Origin of the sequence: Priestia sp. YIM B13552, from assembly GCF_042787775.1 — a bacterium.
In the GTDB taxonomy this organism is placed as follows: domain Bacteria; phylum Bacillota; class Bacilli; order Bacillales; family Bacillaceae_H; genus Priestia; species Priestia megaterium_E.
In genome coordinates, this window is record NZ_JBHZOU010000002.1 from 62,206 (window position 1) to 82,528 (window position 20,323).

Annotated in this window: 26 protein-coding genes and 1 pseudogene; 8 read left to right on the top strand and 19 right to left on the bottom strand. The window is 35.9% G+C overall.

Going from position 1 to position 20,323, the window contains the following annotated elements:
- The first annotated feature begins 580 nt into the window (after positions 1-580).
- The 3 genes from bioF to bioC are packed head-to-tail and all read left to right on the top strand — an operon-like array spanning position 581 to position 3,319.
- Complete coding sequence (bioF, locus tag ACFX40_RS06275) at positions 581-1,759, top strand: 8-amino-7-oxononanoate synthase (protein ID WP_098433139.1); 1,179 nt, start codon at positions 581-583, stop codon at positions 1,757-1,759.
- Positions 1,756-2,502 carry an alpha/beta fold hydrolase gene (locus ACFX40_RS06280; RefSeq protein WP_377237772.1) on the top strand — a complete coding sequence of 249 codons (747 nt, stop codon included), beginning with the start codon at positions 1,756-1,758 and terminating at the stop codon, positions 2,500-2,502. The genes bioF and ACFX40_RS06280 overlap by 4 nt, the downstream gene beginning before the upstream one ends.
- A complete protein-coding gene (gene bioC / locus ACFX40_RS06285; protein ID WP_263035569.1) occupies positions 2,495-3,319 on the top strand; it encodes a malonyl-ACP O-methyltransferase BioC in 825 nt (274 codons plus the stop codon). Before ACFX40_RS06280 ends, bioC begins: the two co-directional genes overlap by 8 nt.
- Before the next feature lie 108 nt (positions 3,320-3,427).
- Here bioC and ACFX40_RS06290 read toward each other — a convergent pair whose 3' ends face one another.
- Together ACFX40_RS06290 and ACFX40_RS06295 are read right to left on the bottom strand one after the other, a co-directional pair.
- Positions 3,428-3,811, bottom strand: a complete 384-nt coding sequence (locus ACFX40_RS06290) for a PTS sugar transporter subunit IIA (RefSeq protein WP_377254520.1) — start codon at positions 3,809-3,811, stop codon at positions 3,428-3,430.
- 178 nt (positions 3,812-3,989) lie between these two features.
- Positions 3,990-4,268 (bottom strand): annotated as a pseudogene (locus ACFX40_RS06295) (glucose PTS transporter subunit IIA); the annotation flags it as partial.
- Between the two features lie 207 nt (positions 4,269-4,475).
- Between ACFX40_RS06295 and ACFX40_RS06300 the strand changes: the two are divergent.
- Entirely contained in the window at positions 4,476-5,588 is a 1,113-nt protein-coding gene (locus ACFX40_RS06300; protein WP_377237925.1) for a type II asparaginase, read from the top strand.
- A gap of 152 nt (positions 5,589-5,740) precedes the next feature.
- On the opposite strand, the gene ACFX40_RS06305 is transcribed toward ACFX40_RS06300, so the two are convergent.
- The 8 genes from ACFX40_RS06305 to ACFX40_RS06340 form a co-directional block, all read right to left on the bottom strand.
- Entirely contained in the window at positions 5,741-6,127 is a 387-nt protein-coding gene (locus tag ACFX40_RS06305; RefSeq protein WP_195696205.1) for a hypothetical protein, read from the bottom strand.
- A gap of 348 nt (positions 6,128-6,475) precedes the next feature.
- The gene (locus tag ACFX40_RS06310) at positions 6,476-7,894 is read right to left on the bottom strand and encodes a sodium/glutamate symporter (RefSeq protein ID WP_098966706.1); all 1,419 of its coding nucleotides are present in this window, start codon (positions 7,892-7,894) and stop codon (positions 6,476-6,478) included.
- A 21-nt stretch (positions 7,895-7,915) separates the two neighbouring features.
- Positions 7,916-9,082: an alanine dehydrogenase gene (locus tag ACFX40_RS06315; RefSeq protein WP_377254523.1), complete on the bottom strand. Its 1,167-nt coding sequence runs from the start codon at positions 9,080-9,082 to the stop codon at positions 7,916-7,918.
- Between the two features lie 376 nt (positions 9,083-9,458).
- Positions 9,459-10,322, bottom strand: a complete 864-nt coding sequence (locus tag ACFX40_RS06320; protein ID WP_098526205.1) for a DUF4097 family beta strand repeat-containing protein — start codon at positions 10,320-10,322, stop codon at positions 9,459-9,461.
- Complete coding sequence (locus ACFX40_RS06325) at positions 10,312-10,875, bottom strand: HAAS signaling domain-containing protein (RefSeq protein WP_028409939.1); 564 nt, start codon at positions 10,873-10,875, stop codon at positions 10,312-10,314. Before ACFX40_RS06325 ends, ACFX40_RS06320 begins: the two co-directional genes overlap by 11 nt.
- Positions 10,862-11,191: a PadR family transcriptional regulator gene (locus ACFX40_RS06330; protein WP_028409849.1), complete on the bottom strand. Its 330-nt coding sequence runs from the start codon at positions 11,189-11,191 to the stop codon at positions 10,862-10,864. The genes ACFX40_RS06325 and ACFX40_RS06330 overlap by 14 nt, the downstream gene beginning before the upstream one ends.
- A gap of 280 nt (positions 11,192-11,471) precedes the next feature.
- The gene (locus tag ACFX40_RS06335; RefSeq protein WP_098249009.1) at positions 11,472-11,627 is read right to left on the bottom strand and encodes a hypothetical protein; all 156 of its coding nucleotides are present in this window, start codon (positions 11,625-11,627) and stop codon (positions 11,472-11,474) included.
- 292 nt (positions 11,628-11,919) lie between these two features.
- The gene (locus tag ACFX40_RS06340; RefSeq protein ID WP_377254526.1) at positions 11,920-12,822 is read right to left on the bottom strand and encodes a LysR family transcriptional regulator; all 903 of its coding nucleotides are present in this window, start codon (positions 12,820-12,822) and stop codon (positions 11,920-11,922) included.
- A 178-nt stretch (positions 12,823-13,000) separates the two neighbouring features.
- Here ACFX40_RS06340 and ACFX40_RS06345 point away from each other — a divergent pair, with 178 nt between their 5' ends.
- The 3 genes from ACFX40_RS06345 to ACFX40_RS06355 all read left to right on the top strand — a co-directional run bounded on the left by ACFX40_RS06345 (position 13,001) and on the right by ACFX40_RS06355 (position 15,297).
- Entirely contained in the window at positions 13,001-13,516 is a 516-nt protein-coding gene (locus tag ACFX40_RS06345) for a cyclophilin-like fold protein (protein WP_377254529.1), read from the top strand.
- Positions 13,517-13,597: 81 nt separating this feature from the next.
- Positions 13,598-14,767, top strand: coding sequence for an MFS transporter (locus ACFX40_RS06350; RefSeq protein WP_377254532.1), 1,170 nt, complete (start codon positions 13,598-13,600; stop codon positions 14,765-14,767).
- A 248-nt stretch (positions 14,768-15,015) separates the two neighbouring features.
- The gene (locus ACFX40_RS06355) at positions 15,016-15,297 is read left to right on the top strand and encodes a YrhK family protein (protein WP_013084430.1); all 282 of its coding nucleotides are present in this window, start codon (positions 15,016-15,018) and stop codon (positions 15,295-15,297) included.
- Between the two features lie 98 nt (positions 15,298-15,395).
- On the opposite strand, the gene ACFX40_RS06360 is transcribed toward ACFX40_RS06355, so the two are convergent.
- Both ACFX40_RS06360 and ACFX40_RS06365 read right to left on the bottom strand, forming a co-directional pair.
- On the bottom strand, positions 15,396-15,809 hold the full coding sequence (locus ACFX40_RS06360) for a general stress protein (RefSeq protein ID WP_028409844.1): 414 nt from the start codon (positions 15,807-15,809) through the stop codon (positions 15,396-15,398).
- A gap of 92 nt (positions 15,810-15,901) precedes the next feature.
- Positions 15,902-16,372, bottom strand: coding sequence for a DinB family protein (locus ACFX40_RS06365; protein ID WP_098249014.1), 471 nt, complete (start codon positions 16,370-16,372; stop codon positions 15,902-15,904).
- 329 nt (positions 16,373-16,701) lie between these two features.
- Between ACFX40_RS06365 and ACFX40_RS06370 the strand changes: the two genes are divergently transcribed.
- Positions 16,702-16,863 (top strand): hypothetical protein, encoded by a 162-nt coding sequence (locus ACFX40_RS06370; protein WP_176528168.1) that lies wholly within the window; start codon positions 16,702-16,704, stop codon positions 16,861-16,863.
- A gap of 11 nt (positions 16,864-16,874) precedes the next feature.
- On the opposite strand, the gene ACFX40_RS06375 is transcribed toward ACFX40_RS06370, so the two are convergent.
- The 7 genes from ACFX40_RS06375 to ACFX40_RS06405 form a co-directional block, all read right to left on the bottom strand.
- The gene (locus tag ACFX40_RS06375) at positions 16,875-17,288 is read right to left on the bottom strand and encodes a helix-turn-helix domain-containing protein (RefSeq protein ID WP_098334117.1); all 414 of its coding nucleotides are present in this window, start codon (positions 17,286-17,288) and stop codon (positions 16,875-16,877) included.
- A 191-nt stretch (positions 17,289-17,479) separates the two neighbouring features.
- Positions 17,480-17,632, bottom strand: a complete 153-nt coding sequence (locus tag ACFX40_RS06380) for a YjcZ family sporulation protein (protein WP_013058439.1) — start codon at positions 17,630-17,632, stop codon at positions 17,480-17,482.
- Between the two features lie 284 nt (positions 17,633-17,916).
- Positions 17,917-18,024 carry a YjcZ family sporulation protein gene (locus tag ACFX40_RS06385; protein WP_016766356.1) on the bottom strand — a complete coding sequence of 36 codons (108 nt, stop codon included), beginning with the start codon at positions 18,022-18,024 and terminating at the stop codon, positions 17,917-17,919.
- Positions 18,025-18,225: 201 nt separating this feature from the next.
- Positions 18,226-18,564, bottom strand: a complete 339-nt coding sequence (locus ACFX40_RS06390) for a CotD family spore coat protein (RefSeq protein ID WP_377254535.1) — start codon at positions 18,562-18,564, stop codon at positions 18,226-18,228.
- A gap of 186 nt (positions 18,565-18,750) precedes the next feature.
- Positions 18,751-18,939, bottom strand: a complete 189-nt coding sequence (locus ACFX40_RS06395; RefSeq protein WP_377254538.1) for a hypothetical protein — start codon at positions 18,937-18,939, stop codon at positions 18,751-18,753.
- A gap of 123 nt (positions 18,940-19,062) precedes the next feature.
- Positions 19,063-19,806: an HAD family hydrolase gene (locus ACFX40_RS06400; protein ID WP_377254541.1), complete on the bottom strand. Its 744-nt coding sequence runs from the start codon at positions 19,804-19,806 to the stop codon at positions 19,063-19,065.
- A gap of 220 nt (positions 19,807-20,026) precedes the next feature.
- Positions 20,027-20,209 (bottom strand): hypothetical protein, encoded by a 183-nt coding sequence (locus tag ACFX40_RS06405; protein WP_025749972.1) that lies wholly within the window; start codon positions 20,207-20,209, stop codon positions 20,027-20,029.
- Between the last annotated feature and the right edge of the window lie 114 nt (positions 20,210-20,323).

Here is a 20,323-nt window from a genome sequence, read left to right on the forward strand (position 1 = left end):
TAAAATAAATATTTTTTTCAACATCGTCCTCACCTTTTTATCTAAAGTTTTCCCCTCACAGCTGCTACCACAACCGCTAAGGGCTTATCCATAAACAGCTTTTCATTTTTTAAAATTAGCTACCATTCTATCTAACATCGCAAAAATGATATAAGTTACAAATATATTACATTATTATTACAAATGTAACAATTACATTATAACTAAGAAAAAGAGGATAATCAATATGAAGTGTTTAGTAAAGCAAATAAAATTGCTAGATTAATATGATGCGTGTAAATAAATCGAAAACATGTTGGAAAAGACGTTTGTTATTAAACAGCAGTATTAAAAAAACAAAAAGAAGCAAACTCCCTACCATTAGGAGTTTGTTTCTTTTATTTAAGAGTTGTTTTTATAACCTCTTTCATCTCATGTAGTGTTGAGATTTATGAAGTAATAAGCTATAAACTACGTCTCCTGATTTAACATGACACTTAATCATTTTATCTTGACACTCTTCTAAAGGAGTGATTAGATATGTATGTTAACCATATTGAAATTAAAGTTAACTAATCTTATTGTCGGTGGTGAAAGCGTATTGGATTGGGAAGAAGATATTAAAAGAGAACTTGCCTATTTAGATGAAATTTTTCAAAAACGGCACCTTGTTACTACAGAATTTGCTGAACAACCATGGCTTATAGTCAATGGACATAGGATGTTAAACCTTGCCTCTAATAACTATTTAGGCTACGCAGGAGATAATGGCCTGAAGAAAACAATGAGTGATGCTGTGATGACATATGGAATAGGAGCAACAGCTTCACGCTTAATAATAGGAAATCACTCTCTTTACGAGAAAGCAGAAAAAGCACTTGTTAATTGGAAAAAAGCTGAGGCAGGACTTATTATCAATAGTGGTTATAATGCAAACCTAGGAATCATCTCAGCCTTGGTTCCGCGTAACGGCTTCATCTTCAGCGATAAGTTAAATCATGCAAGTATCATTGATGGCGCCCTACTGAGCCGCGCAACACTTCAACGCTATCGCCATAACGATATGAACCACCTAGAAAATTCATTAAAAAAAGTTCCCATGGAGTCACGGAAGTTAATTGTAACAGATACTGTTTTCAGCATGGATGGTGATTTTGCCAAGCTCGAGGATCTTGTTAAATTAAAAGAGCAATATAACGCAATGTTAATGGTTGATGAAGCTCACGCAAGCGGTGTATACGGAAAAAATGGTGAAGGATATGCGCATTTTCTTAATCTGCAAGATAAAATTGATATTCAAATGGGAACGTTTAGTAAAGCGCTGGGGTCATTTGGAGCTTATGTTACCGGAAAACAGTGGGTCATAGATTATTTAAAAAATAGAATGCGAGGATTCATTTATTCAACTGCTCTTCCCCCTGCTATACTCGGTGCAATAACGGCTGCGATTGAAAAGGTGCAACAAGACACAGAGCGTCGCGCACTTCTTCAACAACATGCACTATTTTTCAGGAAAGCACTTACATACGAAGGATTCGACACATGCGAAAGTCAATCTCAAATCATTCCAATTTTGACGGGAGAAAACAAAAGAACAATGCAGTTTGCAGAGCGTTTACAGAAAGAAGGAATTGCTGCTATTGCAGTTAGGCCCCCTACTGTTCCTGAGAATAAAGCAAGAATTCGTTTTACTGTAACAGCCGATCATACTCGAGAAGATTTAGATTGGGCCATAAAGAGAATTTCTCTAATTGGAAAAGAAATGAGTGTGATTCAATGAAACCATCCACTATTATAATATTTCCCGGATGGGGAATGGAAAAAGCAGCGTTTCACCCAATCATAAAATCATTGTCTGCTATATGTAACGTTTTGTGCACAGACTGGAAAGGTCTAAAAGAACTAAGTGACTTTAGAGAACGAGCAATCCAATTGCTTACTTCTACTGCAGGTACTGTTTATTTAATGGGTTGGTCATTAGGTTCCCTTGTAACGCTTGAACTTGCTAGTTTATACCCTAACAAGATAGAAGGACTCATATTAATCGGCGGAACTAGTCGCTTTACAAACGACGTGCATAATACATTTGGATGGGAACAACGTATCGTTGAACGTATGAAAAAGCAACTACAGCGTAATAAAGAAAAAACCCTTACTTCATTTTATAACGCTATGTTCACTAAATCTGAAAAAGAAGAAGAATTTCATCATCAATTTATGGAAGTTGTTCAGCGTGATTATCAAGGAGACAGTACGTACTCCCTCCTTACAGGGCTGGATTATTTACTCCAAAAAGATGTTAGAATGCAACTTAATCAAATTCAAACTCCTTGTTTGTTGATCCATGGAAAAGATGATCAAATATGTTTACCTGAGTCTTCTTCTTTCATAGCTGAAAGAATTGGTGGAAAAGCGCAGCTGTGTATTTTAGAAAAAGCTGGCCATATTCCTTTTTTTACAAAGCCTCAGCACTGTACGCAACTTATAGAAAAATTTCTCGAAAAGGAGCTCATTTATGATTAATAAGCAACTTTTAAAGAAAAGGTTCAATAATCATGCTAAAACTTATGATGCTTATGCCGATGTACAAAAAAGCATGGCAAACCAGTTAATAGATCAGCTTCCCACTAATTTCTTTAACCAGAAAATAGCTATTCTTGAAGTTGGCTGCGGCACGGGTTATTTAACACAATTATTGTGCAAAAAATTTCCTAAGGCCGCTATTACAGCAGTTGATTTGTCATCAGGAATGATTGAGTTAGCAAAGAAAAAAATAAGGGAAGATCGAGTTTCTTTCATATGCGGAGATATCGAGGAACTAAGTATAGAAAAACATTATGACCTTATTATTTCGAATGCAACATTTCAGTGGTTTAATAGTCTTCATACGACAATTAAAAAATTGTATAAACAACTTAAGCCTACAGGCAGCTTACTATTTTCAACCTTTGGTAACCGTACATTTCAAGAGCTTCACTCATGCTACAGCCATGCGAAACAAAAGCTTGGTCTTTTCAATAACAGTTCACCTGGCCAATCGTTTTTTTCTCTTGAAGAGTTGTCTCAAATTTGTGAACAAGCATTAGTTCCATTGAGAGAGCATCCATTTAAACTATCAAAAATGGAGAAACTAGAGATTCAATACTTTCCGACGGTCCAGGCATTTTTTACATCAATAAAAAAGATTGGAGCAAGTAACAGTAACGAGGAAAGCTACTGTCAGCGCCCTTCCTTTTTTCGTCAGTTGATCAATTTATATGAAAATAATCATCGTGACGAAAATGGCGTAAAAGTAACCTATCATTGCTTAATGTTTAATATTACAAAAACGAACCAATAGCCAATCCAGCCCTGGTTACTCTCTAGAGGTGATGAATTGCCGCCAGTAAAAAAGGGTACTCTTCTATTTAGAAAAGTACCCTTAAATAATCAATTAGATTTAATTAACTTACTGTTTTTTAGAAACTAGCTCAATAATATTTGTTATACCTTGCTCATTGTACCCTGTTTTTAATAACTGTATTTGATTATGTTCAGATAAATTTGTAAAGATGATTGGTGTAACAAGTGATTTAGCATTTTCTTTAATGTAGTTTAGGTCTATTTTTAAAAGCGGGGTTCCTTGTGTAACCTTTTCTCCCTCTTTAATTAGACATGTAAACTCTTTCCCGTTCAAGTTCACTGTTTCTAACCCTACGTGAATTAATAACTCTAGATCTTGATCTGTTTTTAGACCTATGGCATGTTTTGTAGGAAAGATGCTAACAACCTCCCCATTGATAGGAGAAACAAGAATATTATTAGTTGGTTCGATGGCAAAACCGTCTCCCATCATCTTTGAAGAAAAAAACAGTATCAGGGACGTCTTCTAGAGGCACAATATATCCGTCAAACGGAAGTTTGAATGCGCTCCCTAAAGTTGTATCGTTCATTTCTTTTTGCTCATCTGTTGCAGCAACTTTAATTTTTGTCTTCGCTTCAGGTACTTCTTTGTTATTAGAGCCTTCTGCAATAGCCTCTTTTGGTATGCCAAATAAATATGTGCAGATGAACCCTCCAGCATATCCTGCAAGTAAGGCAATGATATATTTCAGCCATAAACCGTGAGCAATTAATGGAATTAAAGCTAGACCAGATGGACCGATAGCGATGGAACCAACGTTTCCGAACATTCCAATTACGGCTCCTCCAATTCCTCCACCGATACAAGCCGTAATGAACGGGCGTCCTAATGGAAGAATAACTCCGTAAATAAGTGGTTCTCCAATACCTAATATTCCGACAGGAAGAGGATGCTACTAGACTGCTTTACCCCTTTCTGAAATCCGTTTTACGTTTATATCATGTATCTTAAAAAGCAGAAAAAACAAGAAGGATCTCATAAGAATAATGCGTTTATCCATTTATTCTTCGTGCGGACAAATGATTGGATATTTTAAATTCAAATTACCAATAATACCGTTACATGTCTTTTGCCTAAAAGGAGCTAAGTAATGATGGAACTGAAAAGAATAGTAGGCCTTACCTTTTTATCAAGCGTTATCTTATTTTCGGGACCTTTATCATTGGTCAATGCATCGGTCAATGATTCTAAAATGACTGTAAAACATTCAATGAAAGAAGAGCTGCCCAATATAAAAATTTTGGCCACTGGAGGTACGATTGCAGGCTCTTCTGAAAGCAGCACAGACACAACTGGATATGAATCAGGAGCTCTTGATATTAAAGCCATCATTAAAGCTGTTCCTGAGTTAAAAAAAGTAGCGAATGTAAGCGGAGAACAGGTCGTAAATATCGGAAGTCAAAATATAGATAACAGCATTTTGTTAAAGTTAGCGAAGCGAATTAATACACTATTAGCTTCTAAGGATGTTGACGGAATTGTCGTGACGCACGGATCTGATACGATGGAGGAAACGGCTTATTTTCTAAATTTAGTAGTAAAGAGTGACAAACCTGTGGTTGTGGTTGGTTCAATGAGACCAGCTACCGCTATAAGTGCAGATGGACCGCTAAACTTGTATAATGCAGTGAAAATTGCTTCTACAAAAGAAGCACGAAATACCGGTGTTTTAGTAGCGCTCAACGATCGAATTGGTGCAGCTCGTTATATAACAAAAACACATACAACGGCAGTAGATACGTTTAAATCCCCTGAACAAGGATATGTAGGAGAAATAGCTGGAGATAAGGTATTATTTTATAACAAACCAACTCGCAAACATACAACACAATCAATATTCGATGTATCAAAATTAGATAAGCTTCCTCAAGTAGAGATCATATACGGGTATCAAAACGATTCTAGGAATTTTTATGACACAGCCGTAAAAGCTGGAGCAAAAGGAATCGTCGTTGCAGGAGTAGGAAATGGACTGCTATCTGATGCTGCCCTAACAGGTGCTAGAGATGCGGTAAAAAAAGGCGTAGTTATTGTGAGATCTAGCCGGGTAGGAAGCGGAGTTGTGACACATGAAAAATCAGATGATAAAGATACTTTTGTTACATCCGATTCATTAAATCCACAAAAAGCCCGTATTCTTTTAATGCTTGCTTTAACGAAAACAAAGGATCCTCAAAAGATTCAAACTTACTTTAATGAGTATTAAATCAAAAATATTTTTCCTCCTCTGTTTTGACTGAATTTTTTAAGAACAATCGGTAATGCCAGCTTATAAGAAAGACATAAAGAGGTTGAGACATCACTAACATACTTTTTCTCAACCTCTTTTAATTAGGAAAGAAACTATCCGCAGGTCCCTTATTCATTTCCCCAGTTCTTGCTTTCTATAATTAAATGATTTGATGTGTTGTCTAGCACACGCCATACCAAGGTCTTACCTTCTATATCTTTTAACTCGATAATGCCTTCTAGCTTATTGGTATTCACATGGACACGTTTCTCATCTATTCTTTGCGCACTTTTTAATCTTGTTCCAAATGTTGCAGGGCTTTCTGCCGTTAGCTTCACAATGACATCTATCATACGTTTGTCAGAAACATAGCTTTCGCTGTTCTCATAGTTATTATCAGCAGGCTTAATAGCGTGTTCTAACCCAGTTTCGTATTGGCGCCAATCAACAATTAAAAAAACTGCAAATACTAAAGACACTGTGAGTAACAAACCGTATGCAATATATCGTTTCATTTATTTTTGCTCCTTTCGCAGGAATAGGTTGTATCAGAAAATAGTATCGTATCACTTTAAAAAATATTCCTTTTTTAGCATAAAAGAAGGTATATTTTTTAAAGTTTTCTGCTTACGGAGAGTACAATAGGACTTATCACGAGCTTAATGTAAGTCCATTGCGAACAATTCGTTCAGCAGGAAAGACAAGAGAAAAATCCTGTTAGAAAACTGAAGAATTTCCCCTTCTCTATCCCAAGCTTCTCGTTGCATTGTAAGAGCCCGTAAACATATGTTTACGGGCTCTTGTCTCTCATTCATAAGATATAAATACAATGAGTTTAGTATGCATATTTTATTTAACCTACGTTATTTTTCAATATGTTCTCCAGTCATTTGAATAAACCCTTCATTTCTATCTAATGGAACAGGAGGACGCTCGCCTAAAGGAACCTTCCAGTGCCACCATTTGAAGATTCTAGCGATGACGAAACATAGAATAGATATGCCTGCAAAAATCCCAACAAACGTCCAGTGCTGTCCGCTTAGCAGCATAACAGGCCCCGCTGACCACGCAAATAATTCTAACGGCGTATTAAGCGGTCCAACTACTGCTGTATCTGTAAGTGTTTTTGATTTATTATTAGGGTCAATAATTCTTAATAATGTAAGTCCGATAGCAAATACACCTGTTGAATAGCCATACACAAATATGGAACGTTCAAACCAGCTTTCATAGTTCATAGCCGGTCCAATTACGACTAGCATCACCACTACTATTGCTATACCTGAAAGCATTAATAAACCAAGTGGAAGTGCATATTCCACAACAATAGGTAATTTAATTGAAGCTACACCAAAAAATACAAGAAAATCGGTTGCTGCACTGCCTAAACGATCGACTACCTTACTATCGACGTATTTATAAACCCCTTTTTCTCCTTTGCCTAGCAATATGTACATAAGCAGCGCTATCAAAAATGCTATTGTAAACGTTGGGAATTCTAGTCCCCAAGCAGTCGCAATATAATTATTTAATAAGTATCCCAAACCTGATGGCACCACTAATAATGCTAAATGAAAGGCTAATGGATCCATCGCAATTGGTGAAATAGTATCATCCCCCATTGCCGTTCTATTTTTAGGCTGAACTAATCCTGTTTTTAAATCCTCCGAAATTTCCGAGAAGTCTTTTACGTAATGAGTGTATCCCTTTCGAGTTGCCCATTTTATAAAAATAAGTCCACCAAAAATACCTGCTAAAATACCGCCAGTAGCAGCGGTCATTCCTAGGTCCGTTGCATTTTCCCAGCCTAAGTTTTCAAAGGTTGTACCTACCGCTGCCGCTGTTCCATGACCTCCATAAAATCCGGCTGCTAAAAGTAAACCAAATCCGTTATTAATTTCTGGAGCAAACTTTGAAATCACTAAAATAGAAAAGACAATCGGAATAGACATTTGAAGGCCTATACAAAGAATTTTATAAGTGGCATATGCGCCCATTCGATTAATATCTTTTTTCATATTGCCGGGTGAAAAAGAAAACCCGTTTATTCCGACTGCCGCAAATACAAAAATGGTAATAATCCCTGCGTAGGAGCTAATATCTTCAGAAAAAGGTAGGATGTTTAAAAAGCTAGGTCCTAATGCTAAACCTAAAAAACCTGCCAATAAGCTTGCTGGAATAAAACTTCTTTGGATAAATTTAAATTTTGCACGAAGCAGCATGCCTATTAAAATCAGAACACTCGCACAAGCAAAATCTACTAATATCGTGTATACAGTCATTTGTACCCTCCTTTTGCAACTTTAAATGCTTAACAAATTAGCTGATCTTGTTGATGTAGCGGGTGGTGCTGGGTCTAGCTTTTCCCCTTGTATATGTAATACGTCCTCTGGTCTGACCCAAGGTCTATTTTGTATAGCACTTGTTTCTTCATGTGTAAGGTATCCTTTATAAGCGGTTAAGCTGCGTCTTAAAAATCCATCTTTGATACAGGCTGATTTTACACCCGAATTTAGGATGGACTGAATATGTGGCAGCACGGACGCTGCATAAGCTACAGAAGTAGAGTTAGCAATCGCTCCAGGGATGTTACTTACACAGTAATGAACGACTCCATTTTCAATATATGTAGGATGTGCATGAGTTGTTTCACGAAAAGACTCAATTGCACCATCCGTATCATTGCTAATATCTACAATAACTGATCCTTTTTCCATTAAATTGAGCATATCACGCTCTATTAAATAATCTTTGCGTTCCTTTGGCCATTTCACACAGTTAATTACCATATCAGTTTCAGGAAGCAATTTTTTAATATTTTGCTTAGTTGATAGCTGTGTATTCACTTTTTCATTATACGTTTTGCCGATATCTCTTAACGTTCCGTAATTTACATCCATAACCGTACACCACGCACCTAATGAATGTAAAACCTGCAGAGCTGACCTTCCTACTAGTCCTCCTCCAAGAATCATTACCTTCATACCGGGAGCTCCAGCTAAGCCACTAACAAATTTTCCTTTTCCTCCGTTAATCGTCAGCATGGCTTGCAGCCCCATTAGTGCGCCTTGTTTTCCTGCTGCTTCACAGTTTACTGAACCAAATCGATGTGAATCCTCCGCTGTGAATGCAATACATTTGCTATCGAGTATAGCTTGTACCTGCTCTTTATGTGCCGCTGGATGTATACACGTATAGATAATTTGATTTTCCTTGAGCAACTTATACTCATTTTCTTCAATTTCTTTAACTTTTGCTATAAAGTCACATCTTTCATACATCTCTTCTGTTGTTTCTACTATTTCCGCCCCTTCTTTTTCATACTGTTCATTCGTAAATCCCGCTAAGGCGCCCGCATCTTTTTGAACAAGAACCGTATGGCCATCGTCTTTAATAGCAGCAACCTCTAAAGGTGTCATAATGACTCGATATTCTCCCACTTTCTTATCTTTTAATACGCCAAATACCATGTTGATCCCCCTAAGTTAGTTTTGTAAATGCCTCTCCTTGATGCGTGGTCTTAAATTTTAAGAAAATATTATAAATTTTCAGACTAAAATAAATGTACCTTATCTTGCTACACACAAACTTTGGAGAGATTGTTCTAATAGAACCTTATTCTGCATTTACTTACCAAATTATAAATTAAAATGAATAAAAATTCAAAAGAATTTGAAATCAACACCTGTTTACACGTATCATAACAAGCTGTTACCGTATTAACCTTGCATAGAAAAAAAGGTTCCACTCATCAACGTTCAATGAGTGAAACCCTTTTTTGAGTATCTGCGGCTAGCTGTGCTTCTGTTTTTTTGCAGGTGAGCTTTGTGCCGTATAGCTAACAGGCTACTTTATTACTGAAATACTGCCGTTATGAGTAGCTAGTTTAATGATATTCTTTCCTTTTCCAATAACAGCGTCCCCATCATATTTATTCAAGATATCTACTTTCCCGTTGTCGACAGAAACATTAAATTGAACGTTACTTGGTTCTTTTTCCGTCGTAATCTTAATCTTTCCATTGTGCGTTTTAAAGTCAATATCTCGATCAAGTTCTTCTGTTTCAAGAGCGATGCTTCCGTTATGCGTTTCGCCTTCTAAACTACCTTCCACGTTACTCAGCGTTATTTTTCCATTATTTCCTTTTGCTTGAACCGCTTTTGCTGCAGCATTTTTTATGCTTGTAAGTCCATTGTGTACGCTGGTGTTCAAGTTTTGTGAATCAATGTTCTCTAATTCTACACGTCCGTTGTTTGCACGAATGGAAACATCTGCTGCGCTTAACTTTTTAACAGACACATACCCATTGTTGCTGGAAATCCCCAATGAATTATACTGTTTTTCAGGCAGATAAACGTTGATGGATAGCGGTTTTAATACACTAACAATGTCAAAATTGACCCAGCTGCGCTGTCGTTCACTATAAGAGATAAAAAGCGTTGAATTTCTAACGTCAGTAGTGAAGTCTCTTTTTATATTAGGAGATGTTTCGCCTTTTAATGTTACTTTGATATCATTGCCTTTACTAGGGTATACATGAACACGAGTATTATCCGTATCGATGTTTACCTTTGATACTTGATTACTGTTGATCGTTTTTTCTTTTGAAATAGGTTCAGGATCAATAGCACGATACGTAAGGAGGCCTCCTATAATCCCAACAAGGATGAGAATACCTGCAAGAATGGAGAGTTTCTTTTTATTCAGCACGTTTTAAACCGCCTTTCACGAGTGATACATTGTATTTTAGATAACGTACAAAGCCTTTTATAGCTAGCTTCGTTACAACTAACATACCTAACATAATAAAATATCCAATTCCGCAAAATGCTAAAGACATAAATAAATTAAAGAGAAAAAAGCCGCTCGAATGTACAATAGCCTCACCAAGAACTAGAATCGGAGATAGCAAGAAACATAGACCTATGGCCCAAGCTGACAAAATAAAGCCAGCTAATGCGACGGCGGGTCCAAGAACAATCACTACATTAAAAAAAGCTAAACCAATTACGGCCCACGTGGCTCTTAAAATATTTTGAGTTGTTGCCTTAGCTGTTGCTTGCTCAACATGATAATCTGCCAGCAGTTCTTTAGCTATTTGATTCGGAGAACCTAACGACGTTACAATTTCTTCTTCTGTTTTTCCTTCTTCTAAGCCAATGGAGAAATGTTCTTCATAATCTTGTAAAATATCTGCTCGTTCTTTTGAAGACAATGGTTTTAAGGATTCATTTAATTGCTGTAAAAAGCTACTCTTTGACATTGTTCACACCTTCTTTAATTAATTGATTAACACCTCTTGAAAACTCGTTCCACTCATCGACAAGTTCATATAAATAATCTCTTCCTTTATCTGTGAGCTGATAATACTTTCTTGAAGGACCTTCTGTAGATTCTTTTAAATACGTTGTAAAGTATTCTTCTTTGGTTAACCGGCGCAGCAAAGGATATACGGACCCTTCTGATATTTCAATTTGATCGGAGATTTTTTGAACTAGTTCATATCCATAGCGGTCTTTTTTATCAAGCAACACAAGGACACAAAGCTCTAAAACTCCTTTTTTAAATTGTACGTTCACTGTTCTTCACCCTTTTCTTTTCACAGTTCACTACTGTTTATTGTATAGTACTGATTCATAATGATTTCCTAATAATTACAATATATCACCAGCTATTGTTTATTGCAAGGTACTGTTTAATATTTTTTCAAATTTTAAGCATTTTTACAGTCGTAAGGTGTTTTTTATAAAGCAAGGTTCAACCTTCTTTTCTAATTAGCTTGTAGATAAAATTATTGTAACGTACCCAAAAGAAAAAGTAGTCTATAGCTATAGACTACACAGCAGCGATCAAGCCAGGCTATTTTTCTTTTGCTTGTTGGATAAATAAAAAGAAAACCGTTATTAAGATAAAATAATTTAGTGGATTTTTGAAAATATCCCCTCCTAAAGCCAATTGTAATAAAATCCATAAAGCGAAGATCACTAATACGGCTGGTATTATAAGCTTGTTCATACATCACTCATCCTTCGTTTAAAATAATAAAGTAATCGTGGCTCTCCGTACTTGTTTCATACTCTAACATTAAATCCATAAATAGCTTTGAAAGCATACTGATTGAATATTTATAAGAATATCACCTTTAAGATAAAATTTAACAATTGTTACTATAATTGATAGAAATGCCTTAAGTACATTTGATTTTTTGTAATAAATTAAAGAAAAAATAAACCACTATTTTACATTTTTACACAATAAAAAACAGCCAATTTTATGGCTGTTTTAAAGTAGACTGCTATTAAAAATTTCATTTTCTAGGTGATGCAAATTCCTCCTGCAGTTCTTTTAAAAACGCATTCGCCGCAGTTGAAAGAACATGATGCTTTTTCCACACGATATTTAAACCTGATTCAAGCCTTGGCTGTAACGGCCTGAAACAAAGGTTGCTAGTAGTAGAGGTATTGACTATTTTATCAAGTGTTATGGCATATCCAACACCTTCTTCAACCATAATGCCCGCATTATAGGCAAGATTGTATGTAGTGACGATGTTTAATTTATGAAAATCTTCGCCAAACCAATCCGCAAATTCATTTTTTGAAAAAGTCTGTTTCACGGCCTGTCGTGAACAAATCAGTGGAACGTTTACTAAATCCGCAGCTTGAATGCTTTCTTTGACGGCAAGAGAGCTGTCTTTTTTCATAACGACGCCCCAAACATCTTTGGCAGGCATATTAAGATAATTGTATTTTGAAATATCGGCTGGCTGAATTAAAATACCGAAATCAAGCAGACCCTTGTCTAGCCGTTCCGTTATATCTTCTTCGTTTCCGCTGTAGAGATGATATCGTATATTGGGATAACGTACCTGTACATCTTTTGCTACTCGTGCAATGTGTTTCATCGCTTCAGTTTCCCCGCCGCCTATATAGACATCACCACCTATTGTTTCTTCCATCGAACTAAATTCCGCCTCTAATTTATCCATCATATTAACGATTTCCTCTGCCCTGTTTCGCAGAAGCATTCCTTCATCTGTCAGAATGACACTATGACTGCTGCGAATAAATAGTTTTTTACCTAACTCTTGTTCAAGATCTTTTAATTGTCTCGACAAAGTTGGCTGTGTCACATGCAAAAAATCAGCAGCTCTCGTGATGTTTCCTTCTCTTGCAACCGTAAGAAAATAGCGTAAAACTCGAAATTCCATATACCGCTCCCCCTTTCACAATTTTTAGTGTATACGTCTCAGAAATGCTTATCAAGCATACCACGATATAAGATATAAGTATTTTCTATATTTAAAAGGAGCCATTAAAATAAATAGCAACAAAGTTCATATCACGAAAACAACACTTTTAAATATTCAAAATTGAAAGGAGCTTAAAATGAAAAAATTCTTATGTCTGTCTTCTATCTTAGTAACAAGCTTTGGCCTCGCTGCTTGCAGCAACAATAATTCATCTGCAGCGGACAGAGATCGTAATACAAGTAACCCTTTAAAGCAAGCACCAGAGCAGCCAAAAGAAAATCGTATTTCAGCTACAAGAATCAAATTAACGTTTAACGATAAAGAAGTCTTGATTAGGATGTACGATAACTCAGCAAGTATGGCTTTTCTAGCTCAATTGCCTTTAAAAGTCACTTTTGAAGATTATATAGGTAAAGAGAAAATTAGTATTTTACAAAAAAGATTATCAGCAGATGATGGACAAGCTGGAGATCCATCAAAAAAAGGCGACTTTGCTTATTACACTCCTTGGGGAAATATAGCGATTTTTTATAAAGGTTTTGAGGATGCCACAAATGACCTTATCATACTAGGTCAAATTGAGTCTGGAAAAGAAAACGTTGAAAATATTCATGGTGATTTTACAGTTACCATTGAAAAAGTGACTAAGTAAAAACATGACGGTTGCTCGTTAAACAGCCCGCTTTGAAGCAGCTAGAACAGAACGCTTTTTAGAAAGAAGGAATTTGATTTTATGTCTAAACAACATAAGCTACTTATATTTGTCTTAACCTTAGGAGCTTTCGGGATTATAAATACCGAAATGGGAGTTATAGGGATACTGCCCTACATTGCGGATCACTTTCATATCAGTGTATCAAAGGCCGGGTGGCTGGTGAGTCTCTTTGCTCTTACTGTATCAATATCCGGTCCAACTATGCCGTTATTATTTTCAGGAGTCAATCGTAAGAAAGCGATGTTGCTTGTACTTGGTATTTTCGTTTTAGGTAACATTATCTCTATCTTTACGTCTAACTTTGCTGTTGCCATAATTGCGCGTGTGATTCCAGCTATCTTTCATCCAATTTATTTTTCAGCAGCTTTTACAATGGCTGCGAACTCCGTCAGCAAGGAAGACGCTCCAAAAGCTGTTTCAAAAGTCTTTATTGGCGTATCTGCAGGTATGGTACTTGGTGTACCAATCGCAAGCTTTCTTGCAAGCACAGTTTCGTTTCAACTATCAATGGTATTTTTCGCTGTTATTAACGCTATAGTATTTATTGCTACATGGGCATTCTTCCCTTCTATGCCTGTTAAAGAAAGACTTTCCTACGGAGCGCAGCTCAGCGTATTAAAAAACCCCGTTACTTGGCTTTCTATTATGGCCGTCCTTTTACTGAATTCCGCAGTATTTGGGGTATACAGCTATCTTGCTGAGTATCTTAAAACCGTTACGAACATCTCTGGAAAATTAATTAGCTTTATGTTAATTCTATTCGGTGCGGCCAATATTATTGGAAACATTATCGCGGGGAAGTTACTTACGAAAAATGCACTGAAAACTGTAGTAGTTTTCCCTTTCGCATTGGGAGTCGTTTACATCATTTTATTCTTCACCGGACAGTTTACTTGGCCGATGGCTATCACGACTTTAGTTTGGGGAATATTCGCTGGTATAGGAACGAACATTAATCAATATTGGATTTCCTCAGCAGCTCCAGAAGCTCCTGATTTCGCAAACGGACTATTTTTAGCATCCGTTAACTTAGGAACAACGATTGGTACAGCTGTAGGTGGACTATTTATATCAGGAATGGGTACAGAATACGTCGTACTAGTGGGGATCTTGTCGTTAGTATTGAGCGTAGTATTTATTTTACCAAGAAGCTACATGCATCGTCCTGTAAGTCGACTTTCAAAATAACACATCAACGCAGCTTTTTTTGGGGGTCCCTATGCAGGATCCCTTTGTTTTCTTTTATTACATCTATGAAGAGCAGAAATCTATTCTAGTCAATGCTTACATAATAGATAAAAAATGGAGATTTGAGATGGAAAAATACAATAAAGTTACGCTTGTTCCCTTACTATCATATACCTGTCACAAAAGACGTTTTTTTATGACTTGCTAAGGGAATTAAAAAAGTAATTCAAGAAAAAGAGGGAGTTACAATGTCAGAAATGGGAAGAAAAGAAGACTACGGGGAGATTGAAATAGGTAAATACGAATTGTTCTTTAAAAAGAGTTATAAAGTTATAAATACGATTAATGACTTCTTGATAGGCATCTGGTTCCTAATTGGCAGTATTTTATTCTTCTATGATTCCTTAAAAAATATAGGGATTTGGTTATTTATTCTTGGGAGCGTGCAATTGCTCATTCGTCCAACGATTAAATTAGTGCATGATTTCCACCTACGAAAATATTTAAAGGAAGGTTATCGTAATAAATAATCTTCCTTTAAATATTTTTCTTTTGAATTCTATATATTAAAAGGGGGTGTACGCGTTAGCGTACACCCCCTTTTGGTTCGACTTTTAAATCAAATATATCACTCTAGGTCTAACCCTTTTTCATTCAATTTATGAGAAGTCACAGCAATTACAAACTTTCCATCATCCAAATCTTTTTTATGAGAGGTTAGCTCCTCTGTGGGAATACCTAAATTTGTTGCACGATCTTCTTCATTTGAGTAATTTTGCACCACAAAAAATTTCTTTAATTTATCTAAAAAAGAATCCGGCTGGGCCCCTCCAGTCATATCTTCCTGAGTGACTTTATCTTGGTCAACAGCAGATAGCTTATCCACGTTTACATTCGTTCGATAAGCTAGATTGCCCGCTGCGGTCTCTTGATTAGTTAGAACTGTAATTTCATTATCCTCATACCCTATCATTCTTAATTTCTCAATTCTAGTTAATGTTTCTTCCGGTGACTCATATACGCCTATAATACTTTTACTCATGGAGCTTTCCTCCTTCATTAAGATCTTTTCTCCTTACTTTTTATGTACCCGCTACTCTCCCCTTATTAACAATAGATCCATAGTTAATTGATTTAATCCCATATTCTAGGTCGATCAACCTCCATGATTCTCAAATACTGTAAGAGTTGTCCAGCGTGTACGGATTCATGATAGCCTATCCGCATCAACATATCCCCTAAAGAACGAATATAACCAACATCTGAACGGTCTATTTGAATGTTAGTTAAATCTTCTTCAGAAAAAGTAGTAATCATGTCTAAAAATTGTTGGTGGTATGATGCTGCAAACTCCAATTCATCCTTTATAGATTGTAAGGGTCTTTTTTCAAAAGGAGAATCAAATTCCTTTAAGCTGCCCAAATTTTTGATAGCTAGATGATAATAGTATTCTGACTCCAAGACATGACGAACCATTTCTATGCATGTCATAGCTTCTTTATCTGGCTTCCAATCGAGTTTATCATCAGGAATTGCTTGCCAAACCTTTATACTTCTTCTTCTAATCTCTTTTATATTTAATACTATTGCATCTGTTCCATTCATTTCCATCCCTCCTCTTATCATCATTTTACATGATTCCCCCAAAACAAAGAGGTGAATTTTTAATTAAACTTATTTCAAATATTCATGGTTCTTATGCTGAGTATAATATATTAGTCATTCTCACATCTCTTTTAAAACAGCATGCTGAGGCTATGTTACAATGTAATTATAAGGAAGAAGAGGTGAATATAGTTATGTTGACCGCGATAGTTGTAACTGTTTCTGTATTAGGTTTGGCTTGGAGCGTTGGACAAAGAAGGCAATATCAGTAACTTTATGGATGATCTGTATGTAGAATTGAGATGTTATAAATGAGTAAGAGAAATATTTTGGTCAAATTAACGTTCTTTTTAGGATCATTTTCTATAACGATTTTTGGATTTATTTTAAAACAGGGATTAACCGCATTACTTTTATCTGCTGCCTTTATTATCTTGGCAGGATTCTTAATGAAAACTGAAGTTACAAAAACAGGCTTTAAGAGAACTTAAAGCCTGTTTACTTACCTTTCTTCCTTAAAATCCTTTTTTATATTCCAAAACGTTTGTTTTAATTCGTTATAAAAAAGCATAATTGCAAACCCTAGTATCGAAACACAGAATGAAAATTTACCCCAGTCAAAAAATATTCCTATAAATACAATGATAATCCCTATGACAAACCCTGGAGTAGATGGCTCCTCTTCCTCTTCATCTATTGCAATTTTCTTTTGAAACTTCTGATCCCCTTTAATCAATTCATCCAACGTCACATCATATAACTCACTTAACTTAATAAGGTTTTCAATATCCGGATACCCTTTGTTGTTCTCCCACTTGTATACAGCTTGTCTAGATACATTCATTTCCCCAGCTAATTCTTCCCTGGACATCTTTTTCTCTTCTCTTAACTTCTGCAGCTGTTCCCCTAAATTCACCTTCATCACCTCTAAGGCTTAGCTTACAATAAATATGTAAAAAATTCCATAAACGCTTAGTAACAAGCTGTAAACCATTGGTTAACGCGGCAAATATAAAGCCTAATCACTGGACATGTACAAATTCAACACAGAAAAAAAGCTAGCATAAAGCTAACTTTTTTAAGTTAGAGATAAAGGCAGGCTAATAATTAGCAACCGCCAAATCCTCCCCAACAAGCACAGCCAATAATGATTAATAAGATAAACAGCACGATAATTAAAGCAAAACCACTGCCACCGCCGTAACCGCAGCCGCCGCCATAACCATAGCCACAACCTCCGCCATAACCGCCAAAGAACATAAACTCCACCTCCTTCTTCTTCATACATTTAGCATATGATAAAAAACGAAATGTGCTCCACGAAGTGGATAGACTACGTTTTATACCACTATAAAAAAACAATAACCTTTTAGTTTCTTTTACATACAATGAAGCATCCTCAGATCCCATATATGAGTTGTACACCCTCTGCAATAGATTGTTTGAATTCCGCCCAATCAGTTCTATTGCGTATAAAAGCACTCCCTGCACAACCTAGAATAAAAAAGTCTTTCTCACATTAGAGAAAGACTTTTTTATTATTATTAATAGCCAAATCCGCGGCCGTAACAGCTGCATCCAATAATGACAAGAAGAATAAACAAGACAACTAATAAAGCAAAACCAGAACCAGCTCCACCATAACTAGACATACAAACACCTCTTTTCGTGGTATTTAACTAAAGGAAAAAACTTTAAATATACATGGGTTAAGGTATTATATGTAGACATAGCTCATATCGATTGGATTTTGGTCAAAAATAGGCTACTTTGTTTAACGATAGCTAGATAACATTATGAATTTCACATAGTAAAAACCCTTCATTGTTAAAATGAAGGGGATTTTTTGGCTATCAGCACCAAGGATGAGGTCTAGGAGGACAGCTTGGAGCACAAAAATGTTGATGCGTTTCCTGACATACAACGGATTCTGTATGCGGGAATGAGTGCATATATTTATATTTTTTTTGATAAACATTTGTGGTATGACTAGGATGCACCACTGGTACAAACACATCTTGACCAGTAAAAGATGTATTTTGTTTAACTGGGTCATACTGAGCAGGCATGGTTTGAGGAGGCAATTGACCACATGGTTTAGCTTGTCGATAACCGGAGTTACCTTGCTGAGGATACATAGCCCCTTGATAACCACCGTAATTAGAGTGCGGATAAGGATAGTTGTTTCTCATATTAAAAATCTTCTCCTTTCTGTTAGTAGACTCCTATTACTGTATGTGAAACAACCATAGAATGTTTGGACAAATACCTAAAAAAGACCCTAATCATTTAGGGTCTTCTTTACTAAGAGAAAAAGAAACGTGTATCCTTAGTAACATAGCTATGATACTAAGAAATAAAAGGTTTTTTAATGCCCATTATTCCTCAAGATTAACATCCATCGCTCCGTTATCAATATTATTTAAAATGGTTTTGTTTTTATCGTCTAATTCATTACGTAAAAGTGAATTACGCGTCGCTTTGTATAAATCGTAGCTTCTTTCATCAACTGGAGAATTATGATCTTCACATATCATTTTTTCTGATTCTTTGGATTGATCCGCCATATCAGTCACCTCCTCTGTATATTATGATTAGAAAAAACATAAGAACTTTATCTGACTACTGTTGAGTAAGGTTTAATCAACGGTTAGCTGTTCTTGTATACTGTGTTTACATATGAGCTAATATTAGGTAGATACAACCGTTTCTTGAGCGTGCTTTTGGATGATTTCTGGAACTTCCAGCAGTGAATGAACGGTTATCAATTTACCTTTTGGCGCAATATCAATTTTAACTTCGTTGTAGCTCCACTCCAGTTCAGAAGGCACGTGAATCGCATGTATTCCAGCTTCTACTGCCGGTCTTATATCGGTTTTTAATGAATTGCCAATCATCCAAGTCTTTTTTGGATCGTACTTAATTTGGTTTAGTATCTCTTTTAATGCAGATGTATCTTTCTGTTCAGAAATAAACACCCTTTTTTCAAAGTATTTAGCTAGCTCTAGCTGAACAATTTTTCTACCTTGATTTTCCTCGTCTCCACCTGTATGTAAGTAGAGATTATGTCCTTGTTCTTTTAGCTTATCTAATACTTCATACATATTTGGCAAAGGCTCTATCGGTACTTCAAATACACTTTGACCAATTTTTTTGATTCTTTCGACTCTATCGTCATGGATATCTTGATGATTTTGTTCATTAAAAAATAAATAAGTAGCTACTAATGATTCTGGAAAGCGGGAAGAGTGAAGGCCATACTTTTCGATACTTTTTAAATCTATCTCTAACTGCTTTTGTTTTATTTCTTCCTTATTCAGATTCTCAAACCACTCCTGCAATTGAGCCACAAAAGCATTTATGGTGTCTCTAAAATATTTATTACAGTGAACAAGCGTATCGTCTAAATTAAAAAGTAAGGTTTGCTTCTGCATTTCGTTAAATCCTTTCTACAATGGATGTACAGACAATATATAAAAAAACACTAACCACTTTTGTTACCTATCCAAACCTAACACGAAGGTGAATTTCCCAATACGTTAGGCACAAGCAATTGATTACTATACTGAAATGAGAATATTTAGTGGAAAGACCCTTCTAGCGTATAAAATAGAAGGATCTTTTTATAAGATAAAAAGCTGCAAGATATTCCTGCTAATAAATATAACGTTCAAAATGTTTTCTATTCATGTTTGTTTTGAACGTAGAGGTACTCAGTCCTGAACGATTTATTAGCGGTTGGCTGCCTTCGCCTTCTTTAGGTATATTCATTTCAAGACCTTGTATAGTGAAAGGATCATACATATACGTTGTTCGTTCAGTTTCTGTGTGCGACATTAACTTCACCTCTATTAATAGCCCTCATTTTTCTAAATCCTGTTAACTCGTTTACAGCAGGTTCTTTAATGAAAATATCTGCGTTTCATAGGTCTTTTCGCAAAAAAAGATCCG

Coding starts and splice junctions, on each gene's coding strand:
- ACFX40_RS06280 (WP_377237772.1), top strand. CDS start 1,756: ATGAAACCATCCACTATTATAATATTTCCCGGATGGGGAATGGAAAAA.
- bioC (WP_263035569.1), top strand. CDS start 2,495: ATGATTAATAAGCAACTTTTAAAGAAAAGGTTCAATAATCATGCTAAA.
- ACFX40_RS06290 (WP_377254520.1), bottom strand. CDS start 3,811: ATGGGAGACGGTTTTGCCATCGAACCAACTAATAATATTCTTGTTTCT.
- ACFX40_RS06300 (WP_377237925.1), top strand. CDS start 4,476: ATGGAACTGAAAAGAATAGTAGGCCTTACCTTTTTATCAAGCGTTATC.
- ACFX40_RS06305 (WP_195696205.1), bottom strand. CDS start 6,127: ATGAAACGATATATTGCATACGGTTTGTTACTCACAGTGTCTTTAGTA.
- ACFX40_RS06310 (WP_098966706.1), bottom strand. CDS start 7,894: ATGACTGTATACACGATATTAGTAGATTTTGCTTGTGCGAGTGTTCTG.
- ACFX40_RS06315 (WP_377254523.1), bottom strand. CDS start 9,082: ATGGTATTTGGCGTATTAAAAGATAAGAAAGTGGGAGAATATCGAGTC.
- ACFX40_RS06325 (WP_028409939.1), bottom strand. CDS start 10,875: ATGTCAAAGAGTAGCTTTTTACAGCAATTAAATGAATCCTTAAAACCA.
- ACFX40_RS06335 (WP_098249009.1), bottom strand. CDS start 11,627: ATGAACAAGCTTATAATACCAGCCGTATTAGTGATCTTCGCTTTATGG.
- ACFX40_RS06340 (WP_377254526.1), bottom strand. CDS start 12,822: ATGGAATTTCGAGTTTTACGCTATTTTCTTACGGTTGCAAGAGAAGGA.
- ACFX40_RS06345 (WP_377254529.1), top strand. CDS start 13,001: ATGAAAAAATTCTTATGTCTGTCTTCTATCTTAGTAACAAGCTTTGGC.
- ACFX40_RS06350 (WP_377254532.1), top strand. CDS start 13,598: ATGTCTAAACAACATAAGCTACTTATATTTGTCTTAACCTTAGGAGCT.
- ACFX40_RS06355 (WP_013084430.1), top strand. CDS start 15,016: ATGTCAGAAATGGGAAGAAAAGAAGACTACGGGGAGATTGAAATAGGT.
- ACFX40_RS06360 (WP_028409844.1), bottom strand. CDS start 15,809: ATGAGTAAAAGTATTATAGGCGTATATGAGTCACCGGAAGAAACATTA.
- ACFX40_RS06365 (WP_098249014.1), bottom strand. CDS start 16,372: ATGAATGGAACAGATGCAATAGTATTAAATATAAAAGAGATTAGAAGA.
- ACFX40_RS06380 (WP_013058439.1), bottom strand. CDS start 17,632: ATGTTCTTTGGCGGTTATGGCGGAGGTTGTGGCTATGGTTATGGCGGC.
- ACFX40_RS06385 (WP_016766356.1), bottom strand. CDS start 18,024: ATGTCTAGTTATGGTGGAGCTGGTTCTGGTTTTGCTTTATTAGTTGTC.
- ACFX40_RS06390 (WP_377254535.1), bottom strand. CDS start 18,564: ATGAGAAACAACTATCCTTATCCGCACTCTAATTACGGTGGTTATCAA.
- ACFX40_RS06395 (WP_377254538.1), bottom strand. CDS start 18,939: ATGGCGGATCAATCCAAAGAATCAGAAAAAATGATATGTGAAGATCAT.
- ACFX40_RS06400 (WP_377254541.1), bottom strand. CDS start 19,806: ATGCAGAAGCAAACCTTACTTTTTAATTTAGACGATACGCTTGTTCAC.
- ACFX40_RS06405 (WP_025749972.1), bottom strand. CDS start 20,209: ATGTCGCACACAGAAACTGAACGAACAACGTATATGTATGATCCTTTC.